Consider the following 16,885-nt stretch of genomic DNA (forward strand, 5'->3'; position numbering starts at 1 on the left):
AGAGCGGGGAAAAGTGACACCGCGTGAGTTCGCTGACTCAGTCTGATTTAACGGCTGCGAACTCAGTCAACCCCAATTCACCCTAGTTTGCAGGCCGAATCCAGCCTCGATTCGGTGCAACACCGCATAGGCACCGAGGGCTGCCGTTTTCGGATCGAGCCCCTTGAACTGGAAAGAAAGGTACCCACCTCACCATCCAGCGCCAATGAGAGCGCAACGCCGAACACTGCCTTTGGTGGCAGTCGAACGTCGTCCTCGGCAATCAAGTCAAATTCGCGTGGGCGCACCTGCATATTTTGGGTGTCCGATCACCTTAACGTTCAAGCCAACTGACAAACACACCTTAGCCATGGGATCATCTTGCCGGATCTAAAATAAATGGACGTTACTTGGCATGCCTCCCTTCGCCGTCGATCCTGCTGTTACCGCCTTTCGCCGTGTGACCTCTAAACAATGGCACGCGCTTTCAGGTAAGGCCGCGATTAACACCGCACTCGCAATCTTTAAGGAAAATCACCCACCCCAAGCTGACCTTATCGGCGTGGAAGCGGCTGAATACCTGGAGCAATTCATAGCAGCCACGCAAGAGCATATTCAGCGTGCACATTCAGGGTATGGGGGCGTACGCTGGCTATGGTATTTGCGGAGAGCGCCGGATGCCTTCTTTTCCGGAAGTTATGGCACGACCATCTGATACGATAGATTCCTTGCGGAGATCATGTCGTCAGCCTTCGCTAGGGTCTGTTAACAATCAATGAATTGTGTTTACATCCTGATTTTTATGGGAGATCAGGATGGTTCGCTGGCTGATGAGTGACGCGCAATGGACGAAGATCGAGCATCTGTTATCAGGCAAGGCAAGCGATCCGGGACGCACAGCGGCAGACAATCGGCTGTTTGTCGAAGCGGTGCTATGGATCGCTCGTACTGGCGCACCGTGGCGCGACCTGCCCAGCGAATTTGGTCGGTGGGAGCGCACGTACATGCGCTTTTCCCGATGGAGCAGAAAGGGCGTATGGGAACGTGTGGCCCATGCCTTGGCAGGCGAAGCGGACTTGCAGCAATTGCTCATCGATTCGACCATCGTGCGGGCGCACCAGCATTCAGCCGGCGCCCAAAAAAAGCGGGGCCGCAGGCACTTGGGCGGTCGCGGGGAGGATTGAGCACGAAACTGCATGTCGCGGTCGACGCGCGGGGCAATCCGCTGCGGATCATATTGAGCGCCGGCCAAGTCGCCGACATCGACCGCGCCCCGGAACTGATTGCCGATCTCGCGTCTCAAGCCGTCATCGCTGACAAGGGCTACGACAGCAACGCGTTCGTCCAGCAGATCGAAGCTTCTGGTGCCCAGGCCGTGATCCCGCCGCGCGCCAATCGACGCGATCCGCGCGCTTTCGAGCCCGAGCCGTATCGTTGTCGCAACCTTATCGAACGCTTCTTCAGTCGCATCAAACATTTTCGACGCCTCGCTACTCGCTATGACAAACTCGCCCGTAACTTCATGGCCTTTGCGCAACTCGCGTGCGCATTTGCACCAAAGCTTTGATTGTTAACACGACCTAGGGAGGACCGGAGCGAGTTAGCCACCCGAATCAGGTTCAAGGTTGACGCCGCTGCTAACCGTCATGTCGCCTCGTTCGTCGGTCGGGTAAAACTGCTTTCGCAGCTACATATTCTCTATCGACGCGTAGCAGACCGATCAGCGCACGGCCGAACACGCATGCAAACACTACAACGTTTTTTGCAAAGTGACACACGCTTTGCTTCAATGGCCGGGCGATGGTCGTGAAGCCGATGCCTTGCAGGGTAATATTCGAGTCCAACCCGCGGTCTAAGTGTTATGGCGCGAGACGGTGTCCACATCACCATCGACGCGTTGCCGCCAGAACCGCCGGTGTGCGAGCAGCAGGAGCGGCGTTGTAACCATCGACAGCGCAACCACCAGCGTCACGATCGACGACAGGCGCTGGTCGATGACGCGCGCGGCAAGTGAAGCCGCCAGCACCACGAACGCGAACTCGCCACCCTGCGACAGCAGAATCGCAAAGTACGCGCGTTGCGTGCCGGATACTTCAAACCGGTTGGCGAGAAACCACATTGCCGCCGTCTTGATGGCGACCAGCGCTATTACCAGCACCGCGATTCGCAGCGGTTCGCGCATCAGCACGCCGAAATCGATCGACATGCCGACTGCGATGAAGAACAGTCCAAGCAGCAGTCCCTTGAAAGGTGCCATGTCGGTCTCGACCTCGTGACGGTATTCAGAGTCGGCAAGCAGGACGCCCGCGAGAAACGCGCCCAGGGACATCGACAGATGGACACTCTGCATGAGCAGCGCAATGCCGATCACCCAGAGCAGCGCAAACGCAGTGAAGATCTCAGGCACGCCGGCGCGCACAACCCGGCGAAGCCCAAAACGCAGCAGAAAGCGGCCGCCGAGCGCCACTCCGGCAAGCATGGCCAGTGCTTTCATAGTGACGAGCCACCCCGGTTCCGCGGCGGGATCGGTTGTAGCTGGTCCAAGCAAAGGCAACAGCGCAATCAATGGGATCGCTGCCATATCCTGGAACAGTAGAATGCCAAAGCCGGCACGCCCCGCCGGTGTATCCATCAACTTGTGTTGCTGGAGCTCGGCAATTACCATGGCGGTCGACGATAGCGCGAGCGCGAGTCCGCCCGTCAATCCGATCCGCCATGGCAAGCCGAACGCAACAAAGATCGCCATCAGGAGTGCTGCGCACAGCGCCATCTGGATTCCGCCATAGCCGAAGATCGTGCGGCGCATCGCCCACAGCTTGGCGACATGCATTTCAAGCCCGATGACGAACATCATCAGCACGATGCCAAGCTCCGAAAAATGAAGGATCGCGTCAACATCGGTGACAAACCTTAGGACCCATGGACCGATCATGACGCCGGCCAACAGATAGCCTAGTACGGAGCCAAAACCAAGCCGAACTGACAGCGGCACCACGACAATCGCGGCGACGAGGAAGACGACTACGTCCATCAGCAGCGCTTGCATACAGTTTTTCCATAGAACACTTCGCGTCTGCGCTCCTCGAATCGGCATTGGTCACTGCCGCAGAGGTACATCATTGCGCACAGGCTTGGCGGATCGCCGCCGCGATAGTATTCGCGGCGATCCCGATAGAGCGCAGCAATCGCTTGATCGCCCGGCTCACCGATTCATCGTCATCGACAACGACCACGAATGGTTTGAGTTTTCCCATTGAGAGTAGTCCGGTGTCCGGGAACGTGCGAATAAGCGCACTCCCCCACACGACAGCCTACGAGACTGCAAGGTTTGCGGGTATTGGACCTTGGTCCCGTTTGGAAAGCCGGAGCGTCAGAGGGGCATAGCAGGAGCGCCGCGGGCGGATCTAACGCGCTTCTTACACGCCTTCACGCAGCTCGCGCGGCAACTCTGAGCGTCCGGACACTCCCGGACGGCAGTACCGCCGGCAGGCCGCGCCTGTCTCAGCCTTACGCGCGGTTTTCGCCCGCGCCGCCGAGACCGACTATGTCCGCGACGCGAACGAGCTGGGCCAGCGAAGTGACTTCCATCTTCGCTATCACGCGCACGCGATGCGCCTTAATTGTCTTCTCGACCGTGCCGAGTTCGCCGGCCACCTGTTTGTTCAGGCGGCCCGTCACGACGGGCGCCATCACGTCCCGCTCGCGCGGCGTAAGCCCGTCCAGGCGGACGCGGATCCAGGCCGATCCCGTACGGGATCGGTTTTTTTCCCGCCGCTCAACTCCGGCGCGAAGCTGCGTACAGCCAGTGCAGCATCCTGATTGCCGCGTTGCTCGACATCCAGCGCGAGAAGCTCACGGAAGACGCCCGATGCCTGCAGGCCGTGCACCTGACAAAACCCGTTCAGGACTTCTGCGATGGCACGGCTCAACGTCTCCGGTGTCCGCGTGCTGACGATATGCGAACTGCCCCTTGCCAGTTCCAGCATGTAACTCACCCGGCCCTGCGCCATCGCGGCGCCGGCAATATTTTTCTTCGGCATTCCGGTCCTCTCTTTTCTGTTTTTTATAAATCGCTTTCGCCGGCACAAAGTGCCGTCTGCAGTCTCAATTTACCTCACGATCGCGCCCGAAATCACCACAGCTAAAGTTTTTCGCAAAGCGGACGTTATACAGATATGCAGGACCAGCTTATGATTCCCGCTTTTCCTCCTTGCCTCCTCTCCCAGGAACGCGGGAATGAGCGCTAATGGATTGAGCATCATCGAGACAGGCGGCCGGAAGCAGCACGGCATGCCCTATTCATGGAGAGGTGTTAGTGAAAGGCATCGTATTCAATCTGCTCGAGGACGTCGTCACCCGTACGCATGGCGAGCATGTCTGGGACGCGTTGCTGGACGCGGCAGAACTGAGCGGTTCGTATACCTCGTTGGGCAGCTATCCCGACGAGCAGATGGGCAAGCTCGTACAGGCAGCGTCCAATGCGTTGAACGTCACTCCCGGGGAGGTATTGCGCTGGTTCGGCCAGGAGGCGATGCCGCTGCTCGCACAACGCTATCCGACTTTCTTTCGTGGCCATCAGTCGAGCCGACCGTTCATCGTAAGCGTGAACCAGATCATTCACCCTGAGGTTCGCAAGCTCTACGTTGGAGCGGACGTCCCGGTGTTCGATTTCAGCGACGCACCGGACGGTGCGTTGACGCTCGGGTACCGGTCACCGCGTAAATTGTGTGCCCTGGCGCAGGGATTTATCGAAGGTGCCGCAGCGCACTTTCACGAGTCCGTGGCAGTGGAACATCAGACTTGCATGCACCACGGAGACGCGGAGTGCCGGATGCGCCTGTCGTTCTCCACCAACGGGGCCGGATAAATGGTTGGGGCCGCTGTAGAAGATGTCGCTAAACAGCTAGCGCGGGTGCAGCGGCGGCTGGATCGGGAGCGCCAGGCACGCTTTGAGGCTGAAGCTATTGCAGAGCGCGGCCTGAGGGAGCTTTATGAGCGGCAACAGGAACTCCAGTTACTGGAAGCAATCGCTGGTGCCGCCAACCAGATGAACTCAGTGCAGGAGGCCCTGCAGTTCGCGGTCACGCACATCTGCCAGTTTACCGGCTGGCCGTTGGGTCATGCCTACGTCACCGAGACTGGCGGAGACTCCTGCCGTTTACGTCCCATTGCTGTCTGGCATGGCGCCCAACATGCGCGAATACATGATTTCCTGCGGACCACCGAGCAGATGATCTTTGCTTCGGGTGTCGGACTGCCCGGGCGAGTGCTGGCCACCGGCGCGCCGGTATGGATCACGGATGTCACCGAAGACGGCAATTTTCCTCGGTCACCATCGGCCCGCTACGCGGGTCTGAAGGCTGCATTTGCGTTTCCCGTATTGGTGGGAAACGAGGTGATGGCGGTCCTCGAGTTCTTCACTGATCGAATCTCGCCACCTGACGAGCCGCTCCAGCGCTTGATGTCGCAAGTGGGAACCCAACTCGGTCGCGTCATCGAGCGCCAGCGTGCCGAGGATCGGCTCGTGCATCGCGCATTCCATGACTACCTGACGGAGTTGCCCAACCGGGCAATGTTTCTTGACCGTCTTGGGCGCGCCGTCGCGCGTCAGCAGGACGACCCCGACTATCAGTTCGCGGTTCTGTTTATCGACCTCGACCGCTTCAAGGTCATCAACGACAGCCTGGGACATCTGGCCGGAGACCAGCTCATTGCCCAGGTCGCCGGACGCTTTCTGACTTCGCTGCGTCATGGGGACACGGTGTCCCGCTCCGGTGCAGGGGCTGGCGATTACGCTGACTCCTTCGCTGCAACGCTAGCACGCCTGGGCGGCGATGAATTCACGATCCTGCTCGACGATATGTCTTCGCCGCGCGATGCCGAGCAGGTGGCGCAGCGCATTCAGGATGCGCTCAAACGACCGTTCGGGCTGGAAGGGCAGGAGGTGTACACGTCCGCGAGCATCGGGATCGCCACGAGCGCTGTTCGCTACGCCTCGGCAACCGACGTGCTGCGTGACGCCGACCTTGCCATGTATCGGGCCAAAACGCAGGGCAAAGCCCGCCATGAGGTGTACAACGAGGCCATGCATGAAAGCGCCATGGTGCGCCTGAAACTCGAAACGGATCTGCGTCGTGCGCTGCTCAACCAGGAGTTTGTAGTTCATTACCAACCTATCGTCTCGCTCAAGACCCGTGAAGTGGCGGGCTTTGAAGCTCTGGTCCGCTGGCAGAAGTCCCCTTCGGAGCTGGTCTATCCGGGGGAATTCATCGCAGTAACAGAAGACACTGGACTGATTCTGTTCCTCGGGATGTGGGTGCTAAGGGAGGCTTGCCGAACGCTGTGCGACTGGCAGAAGGAGTTTCCGCGCGACCCGCCGCTGACCGTGAGCGTGAACGTGTCGGCCCGTCAGTTCAACCAGCCCGATCTGGTGAAGCACGTTCGCCAGATCATCGATGAAACCGGCGTGGATCCGGCAACCGTTACATTGGAAATTACCGAAAGTGTGACGATGAACGATGCCGAACACGCAATCCGCATACTGTCGCAACTGCGTGAGATCGGGGTCCGCTTCAGCATCGATGATTTCGGCACAGGCTACTCGTCGTTGAGCTATCTGCATCGCCTGCCGCTGGACATTCTCAAGATCGACCGATCGTTTATCTCAGCGATGAGCGAGGGCGGCGAGAGCCTGAGTATCGTGCGCACGATCATGCGGCTGGCGAAGGACCTGGGTATTGACGTGGTCGCCGAAGGCACGGAGACGATCGCCCAACTCGACCATTTGAACGCTTTGGACTGCGAGTTCGGGCAAGGTTATTATTTTTCTCGTCCGCTCGATGCCTCCAATATACGTGAGATGCTCGAGGTGCCAAGGGCGGTTTTCTGAGTGATGCGGCACGCCGGCCTTCTATGTCGACGCCCTTGCCAAGCTGATTCCCGAACTGGCACAGCGTTTCGGTCTACTGCTTACGGCCGACTGGTGTACCTTCGAAAGCAGCCGTTGTAGGCGTCATGGGCAGCGTGGCCGAGATTGGGTCGACCAGAGTCATTCGCTCAGCCCGAATCGGCTCGATTGACATGACCCCGGCCCGCACGGCCGACAACACGAACCTGTCTGTTCGGATAGTTGCCGAGTTGATTCCTGCTGGAACTCGGTCCGCTAATCGACGCCAATGCGGGCCGCTTCGCGCCACCTTCACCATGTGCGCTAGGCCGCACTGGGAACAGGAATCACCTTGCCGCGAAGTAAAACAACCATCATCGTTCTACCCGGGCAGGCTGTTGAATTTTGGTCCCGTGTAGTCTGCTTCTGTCAGTCTTTACGTAAGCACCTCAACCGGCCATAGCGGAAGGCTTCACCGCTATCTCTGGAGGCACGCCGGCTTGGGGTACGCGGCGCGGCGTGCGGACGCGCTGCACGACGTGCAGTCGGATTCAGCCGGCCACTTTCTTTATCACAAAACGAGCGACCTCCTGTTTGCAAACGTGGAGTTTGGCCATCACCAGTTGCTCCTTGCACATCTGTGCGCCCTACACAAAACAGATTTTTCCCGCGAGCAGGTGAAATGGAACGTGCATCAGTTTCATCAGTACTCGGACGCAATCAGAAAGCTTGCTGATGACTGCGTGCGCGAGGGGTATGGATTGTTTCTATCGTCCTTCTCGAACGGAAAGTGCGTCACGGTCGGTCACGACTTTACATGGGTATCGCTCGAGTCTGCAGTCTTTGGCAACTTCGAACGAGATGTCATTTGATTTTTGCCACCTTCATGTCAGAAGCGGAAATTGCCGAATGTCCTTCTCGAAGCGAGTTTCCTGCATTAACTGGGCTCTCGCCGTTGCCGCCGCAGCGTTGTGCACGGCGACCAGCCGCGCGTCTGCCCAGGAATTCTCGCTCTACACCGGTCCGTTGACGGACGAGCATAGTCATTCCTACGCGTGGTCGATAGACTACACCGAGGGATTCGGCCAGTACCTTGCCGGCAGTGTCACCTGGCTTAACGAAGGACATATTCCCGATCATCACCGTGATGGTCAGCTCGTGCAGGTGTGGGGCCGGTTTCCTGTTGCGCAGCGGCGCTTCGTCGTCGCACTCGGCGTGGGGCCGTACCGTTACTTCGACACCGAAGCAGCCGAACAGGGACTGGGCTATTCGAATACGCATGGCTGGGGCGTCGTCTACAGTGCGCGCGCAACCGTTGTCTACCGACAGGTTGCGCTCGATGGAGTGTATCGATGCTGCCGACCGAGACGCCACTCACCGAACCTCCGGACCAGCAGCACGGCGTCTACAGTTTCACTTCGACCGAATAGGGGTGCCGTCAGGATTCGGAGATTCGCGGGTAGAAGGACCATGAATTTCGTACGTTAAGCGAGCTGGAAAGGTGATCCGCCGCACAGGCCAGACACTCTTCCTGCCGCTATCCAGGAGACCGTCATGAACATCGAAAACTTCAAATCGCATCTGTCAATGCTGCTGCGGGACCAGCCGATAGGCACGACAGCGGATCTGTCGGATTTCGCAATAGCCTGGTGGAACGGCCATAGCGTGACGTATGCGTTTCTGCTGGATGCCGAAAGCGGACGGATCGAAGAGGAGTTCGACCTGGACGACTATGGGTGGAAGCATTGGGAGCCAGACTTCGCTGCGTGGGTGGAAGCACCGAAGTTCAGCGCACGGGACGAAGTGCTGAGATGGCGTAAAGATGCGCCGCCGAACAGGACGGCCTGATTGATTCGTCGCTATAGGCGAGCGGGAGAGTACATGGCGAAGCGCGCAATAAAGATGCTCTACGCAGGCATCGGCCTTTCGGCTCTCTGGCTCCTGGGCGTAAAGCAGCCGGTCGTTCTCGGTGCGCTGGTTTTGGGAGTCAGCCTGTTTGTCGGGGCAATTATATTTGTAGTTTGGATGGTTGCGGATTAATCGTCGCCAATGGCGAGAGGGAGATCGGTGTGACGTTAAAAACAACGATGAATGGTCCCAATTTGTCCGGACCGCTAGCAACGGCTCCGACTACGGTCGAGACCCTGCGGCACATGGCCGAATGCTTACCTCCGCTCGACGGCGATGCGGTGATGTGGAGACATGCGCTTCTGAGGGCGGCGGCCGAGCTCGAGGCCGAAACCGCACGGCTCGACTTCCTGATCGAAAACGAAGCGCGCGTTGGCGAGGGCGTTGGTGGCTTCTATCACGTCTGGGGAGGTCCATTGGGCGACCCCGAGAGGCTGGAGCCGTACAACGCGAAGTGCGAGACGGCCCGGAATGCTATTGACGCTGCGCGACTGGCCGCGGGAGATGGCGATACAACCCGCCGGCTGTAAATGGGGTTTGCGGCGCAGTGGAACGGAAAGCCGGATTAAGCGTGAGCGCTCGCCGCGTGAGGCGGGAATTCGGGTAGCTCGGACAAGGTTCGCTCGGCTGACTTGGTCCGGCTTCAGAATTGGACAATAAAAGCATGGACGTAGCCGCGCGGCGGTCGAGGAGATAGCGACCTACCGATTCGAATGACGCTGATCGACCCGCCCCCGCCGTTGGAGCCTCCACCACATCAATGGCCGTTCACGAGAAGATGCTGTTGAAAAAGTCGCTGGCGGCCTCTCTCCCAAGGTTTTCAGGGGTCGTCATACCCCTAACCGGTGGTCCCGAACGGCTTGTAGGTCGATCTGAGAGGTCGTTTTTTGTACCGGTGGATTGCCTGGTTATTCCATGAACCATCCATGGCTCACAATGAGCGACTGGCCCGTGGGCGCGTTGGATGGAAACGACGCGAAGAAGAGCGCGGTTTCCGCTACATCCTGTACCGTGGTGAACTCACCGTCGACGGTCTCCTTGAGCATCACGTTCTTGATGACATCCGACTCCGAAATGCCCAGCGCGGTCGCCTGCTCCGGTATCTGCCTGTCGACCAGTGGGGTGCGCACGAAGCCAGGACAGATCACGTTGGCGCGCACGCCGTGCTTCGCTCCCTCCTTGGCGACCACCTTCGACAGGCCGATCAGGCCGTGCTTGGCGGTCACGTACGGCGCCTTGAGCAGCGAAGCCTCCTTCGAGTGCACCGACCCAATGTAGATGATGCTGCCGCCGCGGCCGCTCTGGTACATGTGTCGCAAACAGGCACGCGTCCTCAGGAAGGCACCGTCGAGATGGATCGCGAGCATCTTCTGCCAGTCGGCGTGGGTGAATTCCTCGACTGGATGCACGATCTGGATACCGGCGTTGCTCACCAGAATATCGACGCCGCCGAACGCCGCAACCACAGGCGCCACGCCAGCATTAATAACGATAGGGGCCTACACCGAGTGCGACGACGAAGCGCCGTTGCGCAAGTGGCAACCGGCCCCACACCTTCACGAGCGGTCCATCGCGGTGATGACTGGGAATGTGCTCCTCGTTGAGCCAGGTGACGCTGCCGGCGAGGTACTGGCCAAACCCCTCCGTATAATCCATCGACCACGCATAGGAATGGGCATGCTCTCCGGTCAACGGTCCGGTGTACAGCGCGAATTCCTGGGCCGACGCGCAGCTGGTCCCCGTGCATAACGCTGCGACAGCAACGGCGAGAGTCCCGCGGCGCAATCGGTTGGAGAGCGTGCCGCCGTGTCGGCACTCCACATGGCGGCTAAAGCGCTCAATGAGGTCAACCAGCAGATTTTGAGGAATGGTGACATCTGATCTCCTTCCTCTACCAACCCCTACCGTGCGTCTTGCGCTGAATGGTGCAGCGCCGCCTATCTCCGCAAAACGGGGCAACCTGGACTTTCTTCAAAATGGGCAAATGGTCCCGAGGATCACGCCACAACCATAGCCTAATCGAACGGCCATAGGAGCGGTATAGGACCGAAGGTCAATTGATTCTGCCCCTCCCGATACCACTTCCATTTCATTGCGCGAGCACCCTGGGCGCCCCGCACGATTCGTTCACGTGCGGGATTGCTCTCAAAGGGAATACACGATCTACGTGCCTGCGGCCTACCTGCTATTGTTAATTAGGTGCATTCCGGCTGGTTATTTTCGTGGTTGAGTCCCTGCACGCGTGGATGCGTCGACGTGACATACCGGATCCGCACGATAGCTGACAATACGAACACCAGCGGCAAGGACGGCGCGAAGGCCGTTCGGGCTATGCGTGCTCGCAATCGCGCCTACCGTGACGATTCGTCATGCCAAAGTGGAATCCGCGGCGCGAGCCGGCCAGGAGGAGGCGAGCATGGAAACCGTGATGAAAGCGCCTGGGAAGGCTAAAACCGAAGTCAATAACGTCGCGGAGGATGTCCCTGCTCTTCGCACCCGCGCCGAGCGTCTCATCGCCGGTCAGGCGTTGCGCGATAGCGTGCCACGCAGCAGCCACGCCGACTGGACACCATCGGCCCAGCGACGGGATCCCATAGAGATTCTCGAAGAATCGAATCAGGATCGCTTGCCGGAACTCGTTCCGATCCGCTATGGCCGCATGCTCCGCAGTCCCTTCACGTTCCTGCGTGGCTCAGCGGCGCTCATGGCCCACGATCTCGCCACTACGCCGAGCACAGGCCTTCGGGTGCAAGCCTGTGGAGACTGCCACCTGTTGAATTTTGGCCTGTTTGCCACGCCGGAGCGCAATCTGGTCTTCGATCTGAACGACTTTGACGAAACGCTGCCTGCACCCTGGGAATGGGATCTGAAACGGCTGGCCGTCAGTTTTGCGATCGCTGGGCGTGACAACCAGTTGTCGGATGCAGATTCCCGGAATGCCGTCCTGGAGTGCGTGCGCGCATATCGGGAGCACCTGCGGGAGTATTCCCGGATGAATCCTCTGGAAGTCTGGTACACCCACCTGGACATCGAAACCCTCATCGCGATGGCACCCGATGAAAAGGTCAGAAAGTCCCGCGCGCAACTGGCAGAAAAAGCCCGCCAGCGTGTTGTCGAAAACCTCTTTCCCAAGATTACCGGCGAAGTGGCTGGGCGACGCCGCCTGGTCGATCAACCGCCGCTGCTCTACCACGTCCCTGAAGCGGGCTTCGAGGAACGGGTTCGTGAGGCACTCGTCGACTATCGCCAGTCGCTGTCCGACGAGCGCCGTGTCCTCATGGATCGCTACCACCTGGAGGACTTCGCCCTGAAGGTCGTGGGTATTGGCAGCGTCGGCACACGGTGCTTCATCGGGCTGTTTTTCGATGAGGAAGACCATCCCCTGATCCTCCAGTTCAAGGAAGAACGCAGGTCGGTCCTCGAACCCTATGCGGGAAAGAGCCACTATGACAATCAGGGGCAGCGTGTCGTCATGGGACAACGGTTGATGCAGTCTTCCAGCGACATTTTTTTGGGATGGTTGCGGGGGCGGCAAGACCATGACTTTTTTGTGCGCCAGTTGCGGGACATGAAGATGTCGGTTCCTGTCGAGGAAGTCACCACCGCGCAGCTGAAACGCTATGCCGGTGTCTGCGGGTGGACCCTGGCCCGCGCCCACGCGAAGTCGGGGGATGCCACGACCATCAGTGGCTATCTGGGCAAGGGCAACACCTTTGACGAGGCCATCGGCGCGTTTTCCCTCGCCTATGCAGATCAGACGGAAAGGGACCACGCGGCGCTGGTGAAGGCAGTACGTGCCGGCCGGCTGGAGGCTCTCGTTGAGGAGTAGCGTCCTGCACCACTCATACGCGACAGACCCTTGCGCACGACCTGTCGCGGTAACTCGACCAGTTCGACGTGCAACTGGCTCACTGCCTGTTCGTAGTCCTTCGCTGGCAGCGTGGTGGTGCTTCCTGCACACCAGTCCTTTGGACCAAGGTCCAATGGCGGCGGTTTTTCGCCGGTGCTACGGTGAGGAGGTGAGACATCGGGTCTGTGCCCGGTGCACAAGTCCTCCACCAGCGTCGCCGCAGTCCGTCGCTCAGCCTGTCGGCGGGATGCGCGACCGGACCGCACGCCCCCGTGCGGCTGTGGCCTGATCGCGTGCCAGGAGAATCACGTGAATTCACGACCGCAAGCGGATATTGCCCGCATCCTGCTGATCATCGTGATCCTGTCGCTACTGATCTTCGGCAGTCTTTATATCGTCCGTCCGTTTCTGCCGGCGCTGATCTGGGCGGCGATGATCGTCGTCGCGACGTGGCCCGTGATGCTCGGCATCCAGAAGCGCGTCGGTGGCCGCCGCTGGATCGCCGTCACTGCGATGCTGGTCGGATTGCTGGTCGTGATCGTGCTGCCGCTGTACGCGGCGGTGTCGACAATCGCCGAGCACAGCGGCGACATTATCGACCAGACCAGGGCGCTGCCGAACTACACGCTGCCTCCCCCTCCCCGCTGGCTGCATCAGGTGCCGTTGGCCGGCGAACGATTCGCAGGCGAGTGGCAGCGCCTGTCCGACGCGGGTCCCGGCGGCATCCTTGCGCAAGTGCAACCTTATGCGATGATCGCCGCGAAATGGCTGCTCTCGCAGGCGGGCACGGTCGGTGTGCTGGTGATCCATCTGGTGCTGACCGTGATCATTGCCGGGATTCTCTATTCGCGGGGCGAGGCCGCGTCCGCCAGCGTGGTGCGTTTCGCGGCGCGCGTCGCCGCCGAACGCGGTGCGGCGGCAGTGCGGCTCGCCGGATTGTCGATCCGCGCGGTCGCGCTCGGGATCGTCGTAACGGCGGCCGCGCAGGCGGCGCTCGCCGGGTTGGGCCTGTACGTCGCCGGAATCCCCGGCGCGGGTATCCTGACAGCGCTGATCCTGATTCTCTGTCTCGCGCAGATCGGTCCGGGCCTTCCGCTGATCGGTGCCGTGGTCTGGCTGATCTATCACGACCATCTCGTCGCGGGAATCGTGCTGGGGGTCTGGTCGGTGTTCGTCGGACTGCTCGACAATGTGTTGCGGCCGCTGCTGATCAAGCGAGGCGTGGACCTGTCGATGCTGCTGATCCTGACCGGCGTGCTCGGCGGGGTGATCGCGTTCGGGATCGTCGGCTTGTTCATCGGCCCGGTGATACTCGCGGTGACCTTCACGCTGCTGCAGGCGTGGATCGACGAGGAGGCGCCGTCGGCGCCCATCAAGCCGACCTTCACGAGCACCGGGAACCGGCTGGATGGCGAGCCGCAGTAGCACCACCGACGCGACGCGGGCGGCCGGGTTCCCGCGCGTGACGCGGCCGCCTGCGTTGCGTCGTGCTGAGTTCATTCACCCGCAACGGAGGAAAAGCATGGGCCCCGTAATCGTCGACGTAGCGGAACAAAAGCGCTTGAACGACGCGCGTGAGGCGCAAATCCCGTGGAAGAAGTGGGGACCTTATCTCAGCGAGCGGCAGTGGGGGACGGTGCGAGAGGACTACAGCGAAAACGGCGATGCCTGGAACTACTTCACCCATGACCACGCACGCTCACGCGCCTACAGGTGGGGCGAGGACGGGCTCGGTGGACTGTGCGACGACAAGCAGCGGCTGTGCTTCGCACTGGCGTTGTGGAACGGGCGCGACCCGATCTTGAAGGAACGCCTCTTCGGCCTCACCAACAACGAGGGTAACCATGGCGAGGATGTCAAAGAATATTACTTCTACCTCGACAGCACGCCCACGCACTCCTACATGAAGTACCTCTACAAGTACCCGCAGCGGGAATATCCCTACCGCGACCTTGTCGAGACCAACGGAAGGCGATCACGGGAGGAGCTCGAGTACGAACTCCTCGACACCGGCATCTTCGATGAGGACCGGTATTTCGATGTGTTCGTGGAATACGCCAAGGCGGATCCGGAAGACATTCTCGTGCGCATTTCCGTACACAACCGCGGACCGGAAGCAGCCCGGTTGCGGGTCTTGCCCACACTCTGGTTCCGCGACACATGGTCATGGGGTGAGGACGATCGCAAGCCCTCGCTGCGCGATGCGGGCCCTGGCGTCATTCAGGCCACGCACCATGAACTGGGCGAGTACCGGCTCCATTGCGATGGCGCCCCGGAGACGCTCTTCACCGAAAATGAGAGTAATGGGCAGCGTCTGTGGGGCCAACCTAACGCGTCTCCCTATGTCAAGGATGCGTTCCACGCCTACATCATCTCGGGACAGGGCGACGCGGTGAATCCCGCCAGAACGGGAACCAAGGCCGCGGCCCATTATGTCTGCGACGTGCCCGGCGGCGGCAGCAAGACAATCCGGCTGCGCCTGAGCGCAACCAGCGCGGACAATGTGTTCGGCGACTTCGAGAACATATTCAATAAGCGCATCGCCGATGCTGACGAGTTCTACGATCGGATTGTGCCCAGATCGTTGACCGAAGATCAGCGCCGGGTGCACCGTCAGGCGTTGGCGGGAATGCTGTGGAGCAAGCAGTACTACTACTTTGATCTGCAGTACTGGCTGCGAGAGCACCGGAGTCATCCATTGCTCGAGTCCGCCCGCCGCGACGTACGCAACACCGAGTGGTTTCATATGTTGAATGCCGACGTGATCTCGATGCCGGACAAATGGGAGTACCCGTGGTACGCCGCCTGGGACCTGGCCTTCCACACGGTCTCGCTGGCGCTGGTTGATTTCGATTTCGCCAAGGAGCAGTTGCTGCTGATGCTGCGCAGCCTGTACTTTCACCCAAGCGGGCAGATTCCAGCCTACGAATGGAACTTCAGCGACGTCAATCCGCCGGTGCATGCCGCTGCCACGCTCTGGCTGTACAAATACGAGAGACAGCTGGGCCGGGCCGACCTGCGATTTCTGGAGCGATCGTTTCAGGGGTTGATGCTCAATTTCAACTGGTGGATCAATCGCAAGGACCCTGCGGGGCGCAATGTCTTCGCTGGCGGTTTTCTGGGCCTCGACAACATCGGTGTATTCGACCGCAGCGCGCAGCTGCCGACTGGCGGATCGCTGGAGCAGGCGGACGGGACAGCGTGGATGGCGTTCTATTGCCAGAGCATGCTGGAGATGGCCATGATTCTGACCGAGTACGACCCGATCTACGAGGAGGTCGCCTTCAAGTTCGTCCAGCATTTCATGTGGATCGCCTATGCGATGGACCGTCGTGGCGAACATCAGGACGAGATGTGGGACGAGCAGGACGGCTTTTTCTATGATCTGCTGCGGCTCCCCGACGGCCAGACGATGCGCCTGAAGGTAAGGTCGCTGGTGGGATTGTTGCCGCTATGCGCGTCGACGGTGTTCGAGGCGGATTCTGTCACCCGCTATCCGAAGCTGATGGAGCTGATCACGCAGTTTCGAAAACGCTACCCCGAGCTGGTGGCCCATGTGGCGCCGACCGATGCGGGTTTCATCGGCCATAGGGAACGGAGGCTTCTGTCGATCCTCAACAAGCGCAAACTCGAGCGCGTGCTCGGTTACCTGCTCGACGAGAACGAGTTCCTTGGGCCGCACGGCATTCGTTCGCTCTCCCGCTATCACCTGGACCACCCATTTGTGATGAATGTCGATGGACAGGAATACAAGGTGCAGTACCTGCCGGCCGAATCGAATACCGGTATGTTCGGCGGCAACTCCAACTGGCGCGGTCCAGTGTGGATGCCGGTCAATCTGCTGATCGTCCGGGCGCTCGTGAATTTCTACACTTTCTTCGGCGATGAGTTCAAGGTTCAATGTCCGACCGGTTCCGGGCCTCACATGACGCTGTTCGAGGTGGCACAGGAGCTTGTCCGCCGGCTGACGGGTACGTTCCTGCGCGATGCCGATGGGCAGCGACCGGTTTACGGCGGGACGGCCAGGTTCCAGGACGATCCGCACTGGCGCGACCTGATCCTCTTTTACGAATACTTCCATGGCGACAATGGCGCGGGCCTTGGGGCCAGCCACCAGACGGGCTGGACGGGTCTCGTCGCCCCTCTCCTCGACCTGTTTGGGCGTGTCGACGCTCAAACCATGCTGGAAACCGAACGCGGGCGCGTGATGGCCAGGATCGTTAGGGAACAGGTCGGCGGAGAAGAGATCGGCGAGAAGTAAA

Annotated in this window: 15 protein-coding genes and 3 pseudogenes; 12 read left to right on the forward strand and 6 right to left on the reverse strand. The window is 60.0% G+C overall.

From position 1 onward, the window contains the following. Nucleotides 1-394: 394 nt before the first annotated feature. Nucleotides 395-694, forward strand: coding sequence for a hypothetical protein (locus P0D84_RS45915; RefSeq protein ID WP_408350339.1), 300 nt, complete (start codon nucleotides 395-397; stop codon nucleotides 692-694). 100 nt (nucleotides 695-794) lie between these two features. Then, nucleotides 795-1,546 (forward strand): IS5 family transposase gene (locus P0D84_RS45920; RefSeq protein ID WP_408350342.1). Its coding sequence is split into 2 segments (ribosomal slippage): nucleotides 795-1,116 and nucleotides 1,116-1,546, totalling 753 coding nucleotides; the frame shifts between segments, so codons are not numbered across the junction. Nucleotides 1,547-1,831: 285 nt separating this feature from the next. On the opposite strand, the gene P0D84_RS45925 is transcribed toward P0D84_RS45920, so the two are convergent. The 4 genes and pseudogenes from P0D84_RS45925 to P0D84_RS45940 form a co-directional block, all read right to left on the reverse strand. Continuing rightward, nucleotides 1,832-3,025 (reverse strand): monovalent cation:proton antiporter-2 (CPA2) family protein, encoded by a 1,194-nt coding sequence (locus tag P0D84_RS45925; protein WP_408350345.1) that lies wholly within the window; start codon nucleotides 3,023-3,025, stop codon nucleotides 1,832-1,834. Nucleotides 3,026-3,122: 97 nt separating this feature from the next. Beyond that, nucleotides 3,123-3,233: pseudogene (locus P0D84_RS45930) on the reverse strand (response regulator); the annotation flags it as partial. Between the two features lie 253 nt (nucleotides 3,234-3,486). Next, complete coding sequence (locus P0D84_RS45935) at nucleotides 3,487-3,669, reverse strand: LuxR C-terminal-related transcriptional regulator (RefSeq protein WP_408351913.1); 183 nt, start codon at nucleotides 3,667-3,669, stop codon at nucleotides 3,487-3,489. Further along, a complete protein-coding gene (locus tag P0D84_RS45940) occupies nucleotides 3,669-4,019 on the reverse strand; it encodes a hypothetical protein (protein ID WP_408350348.1) in 351 nt (116 codons plus the stop codon). The genes P0D84_RS45935 and P0D84_RS45940 overlap by 1 nt, the downstream gene beginning before the upstream one ends. Nucleotides 4,020-4,294: 275 nt before the next feature. Here P0D84_RS45940 and P0D84_RS45945 point away from each other — a divergent pair, with 275 nt between their 5' ends. The 7 genes and pseudogenes from P0D84_RS45945 to P0D84_RS45975 all read left to right on the forward strand — a co-directional run bounded on the left by P0D84_RS45945 (nucleotide 4,295) and on the right by P0D84_RS45975 (nucleotide 9,303). Beyond that, nucleotides 4,295-4,846, forward strand: coding sequence for a heme NO-binding domain-containing protein (locus P0D84_RS45945; RefSeq protein ID WP_408350351.1), 552 nt, complete (start codon nucleotides 4,295-4,297; stop codon nucleotides 4,844-4,846). Continuing rightward, nucleotides 4,847-6,868 (forward strand): putative bifunctional diguanylate cyclase/phosphodiesterase, encoded by a 2,022-nt coding sequence (locus P0D84_RS45950; RefSeq protein WP_408350354.1) that lies wholly within the window; start codon nucleotides 4,847-4,849, stop codon nucleotides 6,866-6,868. Between the two features lie 497 nt (nucleotides 6,869-7,365). Further along, nucleotides 7,366-7,737 carry a hypothetical protein gene (locus P0D84_RS45955; RefSeq protein ID WP_408350357.1) on the forward strand — a complete coding sequence of 124 codons (372 nt, stop codon included), beginning with the start codon at nucleotides 7,366-7,368 and terminating at the stop codon, nucleotides 7,735-7,737. A gap of 37 nt (nucleotides 7,738-7,774) precedes the next feature. Then, nucleotides 7,775-8,179: pseudogene (locus P0D84_RS45960) on the forward strand (hypothetical protein); the annotation flags it as partial. 240 nt (nucleotides 8,180-8,419) lie between these two features. Then, complete coding sequence (locus tag P0D84_RS45965; protein WP_408350360.1) at nucleotides 8,420-8,713, forward strand: hypothetical protein; 294 nt, start codon at nucleotides 8,420-8,422, stop codon at nucleotides 8,711-8,713. Between the two features lie 33 nt (nucleotides 8,714-8,746). Then, nucleotides 8,747-8,905, forward strand: coding sequence for a hypothetical protein (locus P0D84_RS45970; protein WP_408350363.1), 159 nt, complete (start codon nucleotides 8,747-8,749; stop codon nucleotides 8,903-8,905). A gap of 29 nt (nucleotides 8,906-8,934) precedes the next feature. Further along, on the forward strand, nucleotides 8,935-9,303 hold the full coding sequence (locus P0D84_RS45975) for a hypothetical protein (RefSeq protein WP_408350366.1): 369 nt from the start codon (nucleotides 8,935-8,937) through the stop codon (nucleotides 9,301-9,303). A gap of 378 nt (nucleotides 9,304-9,681) precedes the next feature. Here P0D84_RS45975 and P0D84_RS45980 read toward each other — a convergent pair. Together P0D84_RS45980 and P0D84_RS45985 are read right to left on the reverse strand one after the other, a co-directional pair. Continuing rightward, nucleotides 9,682-10,251: pseudogene (locus P0D84_RS45980) on the reverse strand (3-hydroxybutyrate dehydrogenase); the annotation flags it as partial. 4 nt (nucleotides 10,252-10,255) lie between these two features. Further along, nucleotides 10,256-10,429, reverse strand: coding sequence for a hypothetical protein (locus P0D84_RS45985; protein ID WP_408350369.1), 174 nt, complete (start codon nucleotides 10,427-10,429; stop codon nucleotides 10,256-10,258). Between the two features lie 760 nt (nucleotides 10,430-11,189). On the opposite strand from P0D84_RS45985, the gene P0D84_RS45990 reads away from it, so the two are divergent. From P0D84_RS45990 to P0D84_RS46000, 3 genes are all read left to right on the forward strand, one after another. Next, nucleotides 11,190-12,602: a DUF2252 domain-containing protein gene (locus tag P0D84_RS45990; protein WP_408350372.1), complete on the forward strand. Its 1,413-nt coding sequence runs from the start codon at nucleotides 11,190-11,192 to the stop codon at nucleotides 12,600-12,602. A gap of 330 nt (nucleotides 12,603-12,932) precedes the next feature. Then, the gene (ydiK, locus tag P0D84_RS45995) at nucleotides 12,933-14,048 is read left to right on the forward strand and encodes an AI-2E family transporter YdiK (protein WP_408350375.1); all 1,116 of its coding nucleotides are present in this window, start codon (nucleotides 12,933-12,935) and stop codon (nucleotides 14,046-14,048) included. Between the two features lie 97 nt (nucleotides 14,049-14,145). Continuing rightward, nucleotides 14,146-16,884, forward strand: coding sequence for an MGH1-like glycoside hydrolase domain-containing protein (locus P0D84_RS46000; RefSeq protein WP_408351916.1), 2,739 nt, complete (start codon nucleotides 14,146-14,148; stop codon nucleotides 16,882-16,884). The last annotated feature ends 1 nt before the right edge of the window (nucleotide 16,885 follow it).

The organism is Paraburkholderia sp. RL17-337-BIB-A (assembly GCF_046025895.1).
GTDB lineage: Bacteria > Pseudomonadota > Gammaproteobacteria > Burkholderiales > Burkholderiaceae > Paraburkholderia > Paraburkholderia fungorum_C.

Excerpts from the sequence above, each read along its gene's own strand:
- P0D84_RS45925 (WP_408350345.1), bottom strand. The coding sequence starts at position 3,025 with ATGCAAGCGCTGCTGATGGACGTAGTCGTCTTCCTCGTCGCCGCGATT.
- P0D84_RS45990 (WP_408350372.1), top strand. The coding sequence starts at position 11,190 with ATGGAAACCGTGATGAAAGCGCCTGGGAAGGCTAAAACCGAAGTCAAT.
- P0D84_RS45950 (WP_408350354.1), top strand. The coding sequence starts at position 4,847 with ATGGTTGGGGCCGCTGTAGAAGATGTCGCTAAACAGCTAGCGCGGGTG.
- P0D84_RS45935 (WP_408351913.1), bottom strand. The coding sequence starts at position 3,669 with ATGGCGCCCGTCGTGACGGGCCGCCTGAACAAACAGGTGGCCGGCGAA.
- P0D84_RS45965 (WP_408350360.1), top strand. The coding sequence starts at position 8,420 with ATGAACATCGAAAACTTCAAATCGCATCTGTCAATGCTGCTGCGGGAC.
- P0D84_RS45970 (WP_408350363.1), top strand. The coding sequence starts at position 8,747 with ATGGCGAAGCGCGCAATAAAGATGCTCTACGCAGGCATCGGCCTTTCG.
- P0D84_RS45940 (WP_408350348.1), bottom strand. The coding sequence starts at position 4,019 with ATGCCGAAGAAAAATATTGCCGGCGCCGCGATGGCGCAGGGCCGGGTG.
- P0D84_RS45985 (WP_408350369.1), bottom strand. The coding sequence starts at position 10,429 with ATGGATTATACGGAGGGGTTTGGCCAGTACCTCGCCGGCAGCGTCACC.
- P0D84_RS46000 (WP_408351916.1), top strand. The coding sequence starts at position 14,146 with ATGGGCCCCGTAATCGTCGACGTAGCGGAACAAAAGCGCTTGAACGAC.
- P0D84_RS45915 (WP_408350339.1), top strand. The coding sequence starts at position 395 with ATGCCTCCCTTCGCCGTCGATCCTGCTGTTACCGCCTTTCGCCGTGTG.